10 protein-coding genes are annotated in these 14418 nt (G+C 45.3%); 7 read left to right on the top strand and 3 right to left on the bottom strand.

The window, feature by feature from the left end; all coding sequences use genetic code 11:
• Positions 1-121: 121 nt before the first annotated feature.
• Together DSM107010_RS17045 and DSM107010_RS38505 are read right to left on the bottom strand one after the other, a co-directional pair.
• Positions 122-1474 carry an NAD(P)/FAD-dependent oxidoreductase gene (locus DSM107010_RS17045; protein ID WP_241994243.1) on the bottom strand — a complete coding sequence of 451 codons (1353 nt, stop codon included), beginning with the start codon at positions 1472-1474 and terminating at the stop codon, positions 122-124.
• Positions 1475-1641: 167 nt separating this feature from the next.
• Entirely contained in the window at positions 1642-1803 is a 162-nt protein-coding gene (locus DSM107010_RS38505; RefSeq protein ID WP_158631802.1) for a hypothetical protein, read from the bottom strand.
• Between DSM107010_RS38505 and zds the strand changes: the two genes are divergently transcribed.
• The 7 genes from zds to DSM107010_RS17010 all read left to right on the top strand — a co-directional run bounded on the left by zds (position 1802) and on the right by DSM107010_RS17010 (position 12921).
• Positions 1802-3268: a 9,9'-di-cis-zeta-carotene desaturase gene (gene zds / locus DSM107010_RS17040; RefSeq protein WP_015153689.1), complete on the top strand. Its 1467-nt coding sequence runs from the start codon at positions 1802-1804 to the stop codon at positions 3266-3268. The two genes, DSM107010_RS38505 and zds, sit on opposite strands and share 2 nt — an antisense overlap.
• 68 nt (positions 3269-3336) lie before the next feature.
• Positions 3337-3798 carry an SRPBCC family protein gene (locus DSM107010_RS17035; protein WP_015153690.1) on the top strand — a complete coding sequence of 154 codons (462 nt, stop codon included), beginning with the start codon at positions 3337-3339 and terminating at the stop codon, positions 3796-3798.
• Positions 3799-4153: 355 nt separating this feature from the next.
• The gene (locus DSM107010_RS17030) at positions 4154-4654 is read left to right on the top strand and encodes a DUF4112 domain-containing protein (protein WP_015153691.1); all 501 of its coding nucleotides are present in this window, start codon (positions 4154-4156) and stop codon (positions 4652-4654) included.
• A gap of 19 nt (positions 4655-4673) precedes the next feature.
• Positions 4674-5591, top strand: coding sequence for an alpha/beta fold hydrolase (locus DSM107010_RS17025; RefSeq protein WP_106169092.1), 918 nt, complete (start codon positions 4674-4676; stop codon positions 5589-5591).
• 450 nt (positions 5592-6041) lie between these two features.
• Positions 6042-7409 carry a thioredoxin-disulfide reductase gene (gene trxB, locus DSM107010_RS17020; RefSeq protein ID WP_015153693.1) on the top strand — a complete coding sequence of 456 codons (1368 nt, stop codon included), beginning with the start codon at positions 6042-6044 and terminating at the stop codon, positions 7407-7409.
• 433 nt (positions 7410-7842) lie between these two features.
• The gene (locus tag DSM107010_RS17015; protein WP_127023433.1) at positions 7843-10698 is read left to right on the top strand and encodes a hybrid sensor histidine kinase/response regulator; all 2856 of its coding nucleotides are present in this window, start codon (positions 7843-7845) and stop codon (positions 10696-10698) included.
• A gap of 3 nt (positions 10699-10701) precedes the next feature.
• The gene (locus DSM107010_RS17010) at positions 10702-12921 is read left to right on the top strand and encodes a two-component system response regulator (protein ID WP_015153695.1); all 2220 of its coding nucleotides are present in this window, start codon (positions 10702-10704) and stop codon (positions 12919-12921) included.
• Positions 12922-12976: 55 nt separating this feature from the next.
• Here the strand turns inward: DSM107010_RS17010 and DSM107010_RS17005 are convergent, their stop codons facing one another.
• A complete protein-coding gene (locus tag DSM107010_RS17005) occupies positions 12977-14143 on the bottom strand; it encodes a hypothetical protein (RefSeq protein ID WP_106169246.1) in 1167 nt (388 codons plus the stop codon).
• Between the last annotated feature and the right edge of the window lie 275 nt (positions 14144-14418).

Raw genomic sequence — 14418 nt, 5'->3', positions numbered from 1 at the left:
GTTTATCATTTGTAGACTTACCAATAACTAATGAATCATTAGTCAGTTGTCAATATTTCTTTGGGCGTACCAATGACAAATAACGAATGACTAATGACAAACTATCAAGCCGATAACTTAACTAGGTGTGAGTAGTAACTACGTTCGAGCGATCGCCTGACGGCGCGTAATAATCACCGTTTTCATCAATCCCCAACTGAAGTAATGATTCTTCGCCAGTAATTAACCTCGCTCCTCGCTTGCGGGTGAAATAGTTCCAGCCCCATTGGAAAATTACTACCAACTTATTGTCAAATTCAATCAGGTAGTAAATATGCACGAACAGCCAAATTAACCAAGCAAAAAGACCTGAGAACTTGACGAAACGTAAATCTACGACTGCGGCATTGCGTCCGATCACCGCTAGGCTGGCGATATCAACGTAGCGGAAAGGAGTGACAGCTTGTCCCTGAAGCCTACGTTGGATCAGTTCTGCTACATATTGCCCTTCTTGCATGGCTACGGGTGCGACTCCTGGTAAAGGTTTGTCATCTTGGTGCGAATAATTCGCCAAATCGCCAATGATGAAAATATTGGAATAGTTAGCCAGACTTAGATCGGGTTCGACAATGACTCGTCCCGCCCGATCGAGTTGCGCCCCCGTGCGTTGGGCGATCGCTTCTCCCATCGATGAAGCCTTCACACCCGCTGCCCATAAAACCGTCCGCGCAGGAATGGATTCAATATTCTCACCTTGACGAATCGTCACAGCATCCTCGGTGACGTTCGTAACTAAAGTCTTAGTTTTGATCGTTACGCCCAATCGCTCTAAAGAGTGCGCCGCTTGAGCCGATAACTTTGGATCGTAGGGTGGTAGGATGCGATCCATACCCTCTATCAGCAAGATTTGGGTTTCTTTGGTGTCTATATTGCGGAAATCGCGCTTTAACGTACTGTAAGCAAGCTCTGCGATCGCCCCAGCTAATTCTACTCCCGTTGGTCCCCCGCCCGCGATCGCAAAAGTCAACCAAGCACGACGTTTTTCTGGATCGGTTTCCTTTTCCGCTGCTTCAAAAGCTAGAAAAATCCGCCGTCGCATTTCTAAAGCATCTTCTACAGTTTTGAGTCCTGGTGCAACTTCTGCCCAGTTATCGTTACCGAAATAATGGTGACTTACCCCAGTCGCGACAATCAGGCTATCGTAGGCTAATTCGCCATTCCGCAAAATAATTTTTTGCTGTTGAGGATCGAGATCGATGACTTCGCCCATCAGCACTCTAGTGTTTTTTTGTCGATTCAAAATCGCCCGCAACGGCGACGAAATATCGGCTGGGGAGAGAGTCCCCGTAGCAACTTGATAGAGCAGGGGTTGAAACAGATGAAAATTCCGCTTATCCACTAAAGTGACATCGAAACCACTTTTTCCTAATGCTTTGGCTGCATACAGCCCAGCAAAGCCGCCACCAACGATGACAACTTTATGAGGAGCTTTCATAGGTTCTACCATAAGTTAGATGCTAAATTTTCTCTACTTTTACTACCTACAGAGCTTTGTTGCGTCATTAAGCAAAGATCTGTACCTTTGCCAATACTTGCTTCACAGATTTTAATCCCAGATTACTGCGATCGCCACTTTTTGGGCGTAGCGACAGTTACCAGTTGTCAGTTATTAGGGAGCAGGGACGAGCTGGGAGCAGGGGAAGAAGATATTAACTTCTCCTCGTCCCCTTGTCCCCCTTGTCCCCCTTGTCCCCCTTGTCCCCCGACTCCCGACTCCCACTCCCTGTTAATATACGTAAAGAAACTGAGCGGGTAATAACACATGCGGGTTGCGATTGTCGGTGCGGGGCTGGCTGGGCTAGCAACTGCCGTCACGTTGGCGGATGCTGGCTGGGAAGTAGAGATTTATGAGTCTCGCCCCTTTGTAGGTGGAAAAGTTGGGAGTTGGATAGATCCCGATGGTAACCATGTTGAGATGGGGTTGCACGTCTTTTTTGGCAATTATTACCAGCTATTTGAATTAATGAAGCAGGTAGGGGCATTTGAACACCTACTGCGAAAAGAACACGTCCATAATTTTATTAATAAAGGCGGACGCACCGGAGCGTTAGATTTTCGCTTTATTACAGGTGCGCCATTTAATGGATTAAAAGCCTTTTTCACGACTTCGCAGCTGTCACTACAAGATAAAGTGCAAAATGCGATCGCCCTCGGTACTAGCCCCATCGTGCGGGGTTTAATCGACTTTGAGGGGGCAATGAAAACAATCCGCAGCCTGGACAACATCAGTTTTGCTGACTGGTTCCGCCGTCAGGGTGGCAGCAATGGTAGCATCAAGCGGATGTGGAACCCAATTGCTTATGCTTTGGGTTTTATCGACTGCGAGCATATTTCTGCTCGTTGCATGTTGACAATTTTCCAAATGTTTGCCGCTAGAAGCGAGGCTTCGGTGTTGCGGATGTTGGAAGGTTCGCCGGATGAGTTTTTGCACAAACCAATTGTGAAGTATTTAGAGGATAGGCAGGTCAAAATTTTCACGCGGCGGCGAGTTAGAGAAATTCAATTTGCCCAAGACAGGGGAGAAACCAGCGTCACGGGCATAGTTGTTGCTAGTGGCGAGACAGAAGAAACAATTACTGCCGATGCCTATGTCTGTGCTTGCGATGTCCCGGGAATTCAACGGCTCTTACCTGCGGCATGGCGGCAATGGTCGCAATTTGACAACATTTATAAGTTAGAAGCAGTACCAGTAGCAACCGTGCAATTGCGGTTTGATGGTTGGGTGACAGAACTGCAAGACGCTCAAAAACGCCAGCAATTGCAGCAAGCCGCAGGCATCGATAATTTACTGTATACACCGGATGCCGACTTTTCTTGTTTTGCAGACTTGGCTTTAACTAGCCCGACAGATTATTACCGCGAGGGACAGGGTTCTTTATTGCAACTGGTACTGACACCAGGCGATCCTTTCATTAAAGAAAGTAACGAGGCGATCGCTCAACACGTCCTCAAGCAAGTCCACGAACTATTCCCCTCGTCGCGGGAGTTAAATATGACTTGGCATAGCGTCGTCAAGTTAGCGCAGTCTCTCTATCGCGAAGCACCAGGGATGGAACCGTATCGCCCTTATCAAACTACGCCAGTAGCAAATTTCTTCCTAGCGGGGAGCTACACCCAGCAAGACTACATCGATAGTATGGAAGGGGCAACACTTTCGGGGCGATTGGCAGCGAAAGCAATTCTGGCAAGTGAAAAACTAGCCAGCCAAGGTGAGTTGTCGGCTGTATAGGTAGACGCAGGCGCGGTAGTAGCTTCGAGCGATACTGCATAGACACTAAACAACCAGAGGAAAAGTCAATGCCAGATTGGTTAGAGCATAGCGTACAGGTTGAAGTGCCAGTTCCCGTTGACCAAGTATGGGAATTGTGGTCAGATCTAGAGCAGATGCCGCGTTGGATGAAGTGGATTGAGTCGGTAAAAGTGCTGGAGGATAACCCTGATTTGTCACGCTGGCATTTAAATACGGGGGGATTGCAGTTCGACTGGCATTCGCGCATTTTGAAGAAAGTACCAAATCAAATTATTCAATGGGAATCTGTGGATGGTCTGCCCAATCAAGGCGCAATTCGGTTTTACGATCGCCACAACAGTACCATTGTTAAGCTCAGCGTTGCCTATGCTTTTCCAGGAATTTTAGGAAAAATTATGGATAGCCTATTTTTAGGTCGTGCAGTCGAATCGACGCTGCAAGCCAACATGGAAAGATTCCGCGATTATGCCATTCAAGCTCAAGCCCAAAAGCAAGGGGTTAGTTGTTAGTTGTTAGTTGTTAGTAATTGGTTGATGGTTGTAGGGGCGGGTTCACCAAAAAACTTTGTTTGTAACCGAGACTTTAGGTAAACCCGCCCGTACAGTTGATGGTTGTAGGGGCGGGTTCACCAAAAAACTTTGTTTGTAACCGAGATTTCAGGTAAACCCGTCCCTACAGCAGTAGTAAGTGGCAATACCCACATTTCACACCCTATTGCTAGGTAAATATGGCTATAGGTACAACCCATAGTGTATTCAGCTATGTTTAGATTGACAGTAATAGCCTTTGTGCCAAAGTTCAATTTGCAGTCAATAATAGAGTTATTTTCCCTAGCCCCTAGCCCCTAACTCCTCACCCCTCATTATGTCTCGGACTTCGCCAATTCCTGTTGTGACAAACCATCCCAGGCTTGCTATTATTCAACGCTTGCGTAAGCTAACACACCTAATGGATAATGCGATCGCAATTCCAGGGACGAAGTTTCGCATTGGTTTAGACCCCATTTTAGGATTGCTACCAGGAGCGGGAGATTTTATCGGCACGGCGCTTTCGGCATATATCGTACTGGAAGCCGTGCGCTTGGGACTTCCCAAAGAGACATTGGGAAAAATGGTGAGTAATATTCTGTTAGAAAGCGTAGTTGGTACTGTCCCAGTGGTGGGTGATTGGTTTGACTTTGCCTGGAAAGCCAACGTTAAGAATCTGGAGCTAATAGAGACACATTTGGGGGTAACAAATACTAGTAAGCCTGCCAATCGCTGGTTGATGTTTCTACTGGTAGTAGGGTTCTTAATTATTGGTATAGGTTTAGTGACCTTGAGTGTGCTAGTTTTTAAACTGCTCTTAAATGCAGTGACTAGCTAATTGAGGTTTTAAGACAGGAATGAAGGACTGGTGGCAGGCGACATTTCCCCAGGGGAGACAAACATTAAAAATTATCGATGCGAATGGCTACCCAGTTTCTATATCTTACGGAGAGAAAGGCACGGGTAAGCCACTATTTTTAATTCATGGAATTGGCAGTTGGAGTTACAACTGGCGTTATAGCGTCGAACCCTTATCGAAATACTTTCGCGTGATTTGTTTCGATGCCAAAGGTTACGGGTTTTCGGAAAAGCCACTACGTAAAGAAAGACACGATCACCAATTGATCGAGCTATCGCGGATTATTAGCGGCTTGTGCAACGAACCAGCCATCATCGTTGCAGAGTCGCTGGGTGCATTAGTGAGTTTGGGGCTGGCGCTTGCTTATCCTCAACTGATCGAAAAATTAATTGTTGTTAATGTCCCAATCTTTCCCGAACGCCTACCGCATTGGGGTATGTGGTTGCTGTCGCAATTACCAACAGAAATAGTCAAAGCGATCGATTCAACTCGGTTTCCATATTTTTTTGCCCCCGTCATGCGGGAATTAATGCGATTAGAGCGGCGATCTGTACTATACGATCCCTCAATATTGACGGACGAAGATGTCTATTGGCTGACCTATCCGTTTGTAGAATTTCCTGGGACGATCGCCAAAGTTGCGGAAGACTTACAAATTGCAGCAGCAGAAATCGAACACTTGCAGGCAAAAAAACCAAGCTTAATTACTAAAATTCAAAATTATCTACACAAAATTAAATGTCCTACCCTAATTTTATGGGGAAAACAAGATAGCTGGTTTCCGTGTAGCGATGGTGAGAAACTGCGATCGCGCATCCCTAACGCTCAATTAAAAATTCTTCCCAATTGCGGTCATGATGCCTCAGCTGGTGCAAACCAGGCAGTGAATGCAGCAGTGTTGGAGTTTCTGAAGTGAGTAGTGGCAAATTGGTAATTGGTAATTGGTAATTGGTGAACTCTCCTGAAGCCCCTGAACCTTTCCTACTTCCTTGTCTCTGTTGTCTTTTTTCCTGATATCATGTCCGGTTATTGACCGTAAATTCTGTCAGGGCGGGTTTATTGAGATCTTCTGTATTATGTATGAAGATCTCTGTTAAAACCCGCCCCTACGGTGATATGGCTGTTTGAACAGACATGATATGACTTCGGTAAGGGCGGGTTTAACCGCAGAATTATCTGTTCTACCAGAGGTTCTTCAAAAAACTCGCCCCTACGACTTTGACTTTTGTACGGGCGGGTGCGCGCAAATAGGTTGACAACCTTAAGTGAAAATTTTCGATCGAAACCCGTCCCTACGACTTTTGACTTCTCAATAGCTCTGTTATAATAACAAAAACGTAGTCGTTATGAGTTTATATATTCCCCTATGACCAATCCTGCTGTTGAGAACTTAGTGATTATTGGCTCTGGACCCGCTGGATACACGGCAGCTATATATGCAGCGCGGGCAAACCTCAAACCTGTTGTCTTTGAAGGCTTCCAAGCAGGGGGCTTACCTGGCGGACAGCTGATGACGACGACAGAAGTAGAAAACTTTCCTGGTTTTCCAGAAGGAATTACAGGACCGGAACTAATGGATCGGATGAAGGCTCAAGCAGAACGCTGGGGAGCTGAGTTATACACCGAGGACGTAATTGCAGTTGACTTGTCGCAGCGTCCGTTTACTGTCCGTTCTGAGGAGCGGGAATTTAAGACGAATAGCATCGTTATTGCGACTGGAGCTACTGCAAAGCGTTTGGGACTGCCGGATGAACACCAGTTTTGGAGCCGAGGTATATCAGCATGTGCGATCTGCGATGGCGCTACACCGATTTTCCACAGAGCGAAATTAGCCGTGATTGGTGCTGGTGACTCCGCCGCTGAAGAATCGATCTACCTGACCAAATATGGCGACGAGGTACATATGTTGGTGCGGGGTGACAAAATGCGTGCTAGTAAGGCGATGCAAGACCGGGTTTTGAATAATCCCAAAATTACCGTTCACTGGAATACGGAAGCGGTAGATGTGTTTGGCAACGAAAAGCACATGGAAGGCTTGCTGATCCGTAACAACAAAACAGGCGAAGAAAGTAAGCTAGAAGTACGGGGTTTATTCTATGCGATCGGTCACAATCCCAACACATCTTTATTTAAAGGTCAACTGGAATTAGATGATGTAGGATACATTGTCACCAAGCACGGTTCGGTAGAAACCAGTGTCGAAGGAGTATTCGCGGCTGGAGACGTGCAAGACCACGAATATCGTCAAGCAATTACGGCTGCTGGTAGCGGTTGTATGGGAGCAATGCTAGCAGAGCGGTGGCTGTCGGTGAATGGATTGATTCAAGAATTCCACCAAAAACCAGAGACTCCCAATAACGAACTGGAACATCAAGCCAAGCAAGCCGCCACCCCAGAAGAATTCGATCTCGCTCAGACGCGGCATTATGGTGGCTATGCTTTACGCAAACTATTTCATGATAGCGATCGCCTGTTGATGGTGAAATATGTCTCGCCTGGATGCGGTCCTTGCCACACGCTCAAACCGATTCTGAATAAAGTTGTCGATGAGTTTGACGGCAAAATTCACTTTGTCGAAATTGACATTCAAGCAGATCCTGATATTGCCGAGAACGCTCAAGTTACGGGAACGCCGACTATCCAATTCTTTAAGGATAAGGAACTGCTGAGCGAAGTCAAAGGCGTAAAGCAAAAGAGTCAATATCGCCAGTTGATTGAAGGCTATCTGAATTAATTTGTGGCAATAATCGCGATTGAATTTGATTTTGACTCTTTGTTAAGGGTCGTTTCATGGGTTGTAGAGACGTAGTAACTTGCGTTTTTACAACCCATTATTTCAGGCAATTCTCAAGTTAAATTTTAAGTAAATAAAATTATAACTAATGATACATGTAATACTCTAAATGTTAAAATACTCGGTTAAGCAAAATTTCAAGAAAAATTAGAGATTGAACCCGGTCATTGCCCTAATCTAGCGAAGCTCCTCAAACATCCTTTTTGACTTCTCTATGTTTAAATAATTTAGAAAAAGTGAAGATCGGCAAAAACTCGGATGTCGTTCGACTATTTTGCAGTCTGTAATAAATTATCTCCATTGAGCTGCCTAGATTAGCACTAATTCTCTGCTCGTTACGGTTTGCTTATTGTGGAGTTGTTGAATTTACAGTATGCTGCCAAAACCTTTAACCAACCAAAAAAACACAAGCGATCGGGAAGTATCTCTACGCCTCCTGTTGATATTGCCATTCGTGCTGCAAATTTTTGCCGCTGTTGGATTGACTGGATACTTTTCTTTGCGTAACGGACAACAAGCAGTTAACGATTTGGCTAATCAGTCGATCGAGAAAACCAACCAGTTAGTGAACGAACATCTCAATGCTTACCTAGCAATGCCTCATCAAATCAATCAGCTTAATGCCAATGCTATAGAGATGGGGAAACTCAACCTGAAAGATTTTCAAGATGCAGGCAAGTATTTTTGGCAACAAATGCAGGTTTATGACAAGCCTAGTTATATCGGTTATGCTCTTGCAAACGGCGAGTCTGCTGGGGCAGGACGCTGGATCAAAGGGCAAGACGTGACAATCGAAGAAATTTCTGCTCGTACTCAAGCTAAATCCTACACTTATTCCACAGACAAACAGGGAAATCGGCGCAAACTAGAACAAGTAGTCGAGTACGAACCTTTGACTGATGTGTGGTATACCCAAACCGTAAAGGCAGGCAAACCGCTTTGGACGCGGGTATATACGACAGACAGCTATGAGGAATATGTAGCGGCTTCTGCGAATTACCCGATCTACGATAAAGCTCGCAAACTAGTCGCTGTGATTGGGGTCGATCTGCTGCTGTCCGATATCAGCGATTTCCTCCGAAAGATTCAAATTAGCCCTTCAGGACAAGTCTTTATTATCGAGCGAGATGGGCTGTTAATTGCTAATTCTGGTGCTGAAAAACCATACAAAGTTGTTAATAAGAGTACGCACCGCATCAGTGCAACAGATAGCCAAAATCCGCTAATTCGAGCTACAGCCAAATATTTACAGCAAAAATTTGGCAGCTTTAAAGCAATTCAAAATAGCCAAGTATTAAACTTTCAACTGAAAGGCGATCGCCAATTCCTGCACGTACAACCGTGGCGCGATCGCTATGGCTTGGATTGGCTAGTTGTAGTCGTCGTCCCAGAATCCGATTTCATGGCACAAATTAATGCCAACACGCGCATGACAATTTTGCTGTGTTTTTTGGCATTACTAGTAGCAACCATATTGGGAATTGTTACTTCTCGTTGGATCGCTCAACCGATTGGGCGTTTGAGTCAAGCTTCTGAGGCGATCGCGACAGGAGATCTGAACCAAGAAGTCAAAGTTGTTGCTGTCAAAGAATTAAAAACTTTGTCCCACTCCTTCAACCGGATGGCGGCGCAACTCAAAGACTCATTCGAGCAATTAGAAAATCGAGTTCAGCAGCGCACCCGCGAACTCAACGAAGCTAAAATCGCGGCGGAAACAGCAAAAGAAACGGCAGAAGCGGCAAATCAAGCGAAAAGCGAATTTTTGGCAAACATGAGTCACGAATTGCGTACTCCCCTCAACGCCATTCTCGGCTTTGCTCAACTGATGCAACGCAGTCGTACCCTCACTTTAGAACAGCAGGAAAACGTTAGCATCATCAATCGCAGTGGCGAACACCTACTAGCGTTGATCAACGACGTACTCGACATGTCCAAAATCGAAGCTGGGCGGCTAACACTGCATCCACAGGAATTTGACCTGTACTTAATGCTGAATGCAGTCGAAGAAATGTTTCAACTCAAAGCAGACTCTTTAGGTTTGCAACTGATCTGCGATCGCCACCCAGATGTACCGCGCTACATCAAAAGCGATGAAAAGAAACTGCGTCAAATTTTAATCAACCTCATTGGCAATGCCCTGAAATTTACTTCTCATGGTAGCGTGACCGTGCGTGTAATAGCAGGGAGCAGGGACGACGAGCAGGGAGCAGGGAGTAGGAGGGAGAGTGGGAGAAGGGGAGTAATTACCAACTACCAATTACCAATTACCAATTACCAATTACCAATTACCAATTACCAACTCACTTTTACAGTCCAAGATACAGGCGTAGGCATAGCCGCAGAGGAATTAGGGCGGTTGTTTCAAGCTTTTGTTCAAACGGAAACTGGGCGCAAATCGCAACAAGGTACGGGTTTGGGTTTAGCAATTAGCCAAAAGTTCGTGCAACTGATGGGAGGCGAGATTTCTGTCAGCAGCCGGATAGGAGTCGGGACGCAGTTTGAATTTACCATTCCCGTACAGCTAGCAGATCCTAGCAGCATTCCCCAGGAGCGACCGCAGCGACAGGTAATTGGACTCGTACCAGGACAACCACAGTATCGCATTTTAGTAGTAGACGATCGCCCAGAAAATCGACAAATTGTCATCAAACTGCTGACTCCAATCGGCTTTGAAGTGCGCGAAGCCGAAAATGGTAAAGACGCGATCGCGGTATGGTCGAGTTGGGAACCACATCTGATTTGGATGGATATGCGGATGCCCGTGATGAATGGTTACGAAACGACAGAATATATTAAATCGCACCTCAAAGGGCAAGCAACGATAATTATTGCCTTAACTGCTAGCACGTTAGAGGAAGAAAAAGCAGTGGTACTTTCGACGGGGTGCGATGATTTTATGCGTAAACCCTTCCGTGCCGAAGAACTGTTTGAGAAGATGGCACAGCACATTGGCGTGCGCTACACCTACAAAGAGGAAGGAGAAAAACAAGATGTAGCGATCGAGGCATCATCGTGCGTCCTTAATCCTTCATCCTTACAAATTATGCCCCACCACTGGCTCGAACACCTACAGCAAGCAGCGGCACAACTCGATGGGGAGACAATCGCGCAGCTCGTAGCGCAAATTCCCGAGACTCATGCGCCTCTGGCAACAGCCTTACTCGAACAAGCAAACAATTTTGATTTTGATGATATTCTCAATCTCGCCCAAGCAGCGATCGGATTATAGTTTATGAACAGTGAGTGGGCGACTGCCTCTGAAAAGACAATCTTAATTGTGGACGATATTCCCGATAATTTGCGAGTGCTATCAGCAACGCTATCCGAGCAGGGTTACAAAGTCCGGTGTGCTAAAAATGGCAACATGGCATTAAAAGGAGCGCAGGTAGCTGCACCAGATTTAATTTTGTTGGATGTCAAAATGCCGGATATAGACGGTTATGAGGTTTGCCAACACTTAAAAGCTGAGATGCGAACCCGTGAAATTCCAATAATTTTTATGAGCGCTCTAGACGACGTGCTAGACAAAGTCAGAGCTTTTGAAGTCGGGGGAGTTGACTACATTACTAAGCCGTTTCAAGTCGAAGAAGTTTTAGCTCGAATTAAAAATCAACTTGCCTTACAAGCAGCTAAGGCAGAAATTCAGCAATTAAATATCAAACTAGAACAACGGGTAGAACAGCGTACCGCGCAATTAGCAGCAACGAATCATAAACTACAACAAGAAATTCTCGAACGGCAGCAAGCAGTTCAGCTATTAAATGAAAGCGAGGCACGACTGGAGAGCATTTTAAACTCTTTAGAAGAAGTTGTCTGGTCTGTTACTGCTCAAAATCCCACCTTGATTTATCTCAATCCTGCCGCACAGAAGGTTTACGGTATTCCGACGACAGAATTTTTAAAAAATCCGCACTTGTGGCTAGAAGTCGTACATCCAGAAGACCGCGAACAAGTGGAAAAGGGGGCGCAAATCTTGCGATCGCAGGGTAGCCATAGCTCGGAATATAGAATTGTGCGTGCTGATGGTGAAGTGCGCTGGTTGTACGCTCGCGCTCATTTAATTTGCGACCCTACAGGCATTCCCCTACGAATTGATGGCATTATCTCTGACATTACCGATCGCAAGCGGATCGAGCAACAACTCATCTACGATGCTTTACACGATGACCTGACGGGATTACCGAATCGCACGTTTTTTCTGGAACGGTTGGAGCTAGCGTTGAGATATACCAAACGACATCCAGATTATCTGTTTGCCGTACTTTTTATCGATCTCGATCGCTTCAAAATTGTGAATGATAGCCTCGGACATGCAGTAGGCGATCGCCTCTTGATTGCTTTTACCAGTTTAATGCAACAATGCTTGCGTACTTCAGATACCGTGGCGCGCTTTGGCGGGGATGAATTTACAATTTTACTAGAAGACATTGAGCAAATTGCCGACGCAATCAAAATTGCAGATCGCATTCAAGCAGAACTCGCCCAGCCGTTTGAGTTAGAGGGGCATACGGTTTTTACTACTGCTAGTATCGGCATAGTTTTTAGTGGTATGGGATACGAGTCTCCCGCCGAGTTGCTACGGGATGCTGACACGGCGATGTACCGAGCTAAAGAGAGCGGCAAGGCACAATATACAATTTTCAACCCTGATATGTACGCTCAAACGCTACAACTACTGCATTTAGAAAGAGATTTGCGGCAAGCTTTGGAGCGTCAAGAATTTTGCTTGCATTACCAACCGATTGTATCTTTGAGTAGCGGTCAGATGGTTGGCTTTGAGGCACTCATCCGCTGGCAACATCCAGAACGAGGTTTAGTTTTCCCTGGTGAATTCATTCCTATTGCCGAAGAAATTGGCTTAATTGTACCCATTGGTGAATGGGTTTTAGAACAAGCTTGCGCTCGATTGCGGCAGTGGCAGTTACAGTTCCCTCAAGCAGCGAATTTAAAAATTAGTGTCAATCTAGCTAGCCAGCAAATTAACCACCCCAAATTAAGCGAACAGATAGACCGAATTTTGGCTGTAACTGGCTTAGATGGTAGTCACTTAAGATTAGAAATTACTGAAACCATGTTGCTACACCATACAGAAGCAACGATTGACATGTTATTAAAAATTAGGTCTAAAAATATTCAACTAAGTATTGATGATTTTGGTAAAGGTTATTCTTCCTTGAGCTATTTACATCGATTTCCTATTAATACTTTAAAAATTGATAGTTATTTTATCAGTCAAATAAATCCTAATTCTGAAAATGTGGAAATCGTCAGTACGATTAATACCCTAGCTCATAATTTGGGTATGGATGCGATCGCTGAGGGTATAGAAACGGCTCAACAATACGCTCAACTCAAAGCTTGGGGATGTGATTTTGGGCAAGGATATTTCTTTGCTAAACCTTTGGACTTCCATGCGGCAGAAGCGTTGATTATATCGAATCCGCAATGGTAATTGAGTAGTGCGTGAGTAGCATAAGATGGGCATTGCCCACCTTACTCGGACTAAATTAATTCTCGATTGGTGGTGCGAGCGGCGCTCTCAATCTACCACCACCACCGATGTTATCAGGTCTGTTATTGTCAATGATGTGTAGTGCTGAAATTAGCTTTATCATGTCATCATAAAAAGCACCACTCCGACCTTCAAAACTATAGCCGTAGCGATTGCGAAATTCTTCTGGAACTCCTTGTTCTACAGCAAGATAGTAAGCGTCCCAATAAGCATCATCGACTATGTATGCACCATAATTTTGTAATGCCTTGAAAATCTTCTGCCCCGCAGGAGTCTTTAATCCTAAACTGTCTATCTTCACGTGAGGCGGGATTGCCAATAAACTACCTTGTACGAGTTTAGAATTAGTCCCCTTATATTCACTCTCGGCATATCGGTCGGCGCGGTCGGCGGGCCAGCGATAACCGGGCATAGATTTAGAATAATGAAGATATTTTTTGCCCCAAACCAAGATTTTGATCGCGTGGCGAATTGGTTCGTCACCTGTTAGTTCGCCTCGGCGAATAGAACCACCGATCGCCGACATCCCAGAACCGAAGTGAGTACCTTTAATCCCGTCACCGTAAATGTCAACACCCCCCCACGGGTTACGCCAGCCGTGGATGTTGCCACCTGCGGTACAACGAGCCAGGGGTTCGAGTTGCTCGATCGTTCTTCCATCTGGCATCAAAAAAGCTGCGGCATTATTAGGGGTAGAGTATGGTTGACTGGTTGCGTCTGGAACGATTAAATTGTCGGGGACTGGGAGAGAAAGACCCATTGATTGCTTACCCGTACAGCGTCCAGGACCGAAACTTCCCGGTGATACAACTTGTCGCATCGGATCGCCAGCTTTGAGCTTGTAGAAGTACTCCCGATCTGCACCAAAAAAGCCTGCTTTTGGAAGATTTGCTGGTACATATGTTGCAGTAGCTCCAATTGGCATATTCCAAATTGAAGTAGAGGAGAAGGGCCACAACCATTTGTCTCGCGATTTGGGGTCTTGAGCTAGAATGCCAGAAGTCACTTGCTGACTAATGAGAAAATCTTGGCTTGGCTTTTGAGCCGACAGATTGTCAGATTTCCCTTCATTATTTGCAGTCGTTGTATGACAGCTACCGATAGTAATACTAAGAACAACACTAGCTGCTAGTGCAATTTGCTGAGCTTGAAACTTACGCATGATCTACTGTATATCTTTAGTGAGTGCGAGCAAGACAGAGGTTGCTGCTAGTTGAATTTGAGTTGGGGGATAGAAGAAACTTGAAAAATGCGATCGCATATATCTAAACACTTAAGGAAATAGAGTGAAATATCTCGACCGTGAAACTCAGAGCGATCGCGCTTGGTTTAAGTTAAATTTATAGAACCATCACAAAATCAAGTTAATATGTATTTTTCAGATCGACCAAGGGCAATTCTACTGAAGTTAAATTACAGTAAAATTGCCGATCTGCA

Source organism: Chroococcidiopsis cubana SAG 39.79, assembly GCF_003991895.1.
Classification (GTDB): domain Bacteria; phylum Cyanobacteriota; class Cyanobacteriia; order Cyanobacteriales; family Chroococcidiopsidaceae; genus Chroococcidiopsis; species Chroococcidiopsis thermalis.
The sequence above is the reverse complement of the archived record's forward strand: the minus strand, read 5'-3'. Positions and strand labels throughout refer to the sequence as shown.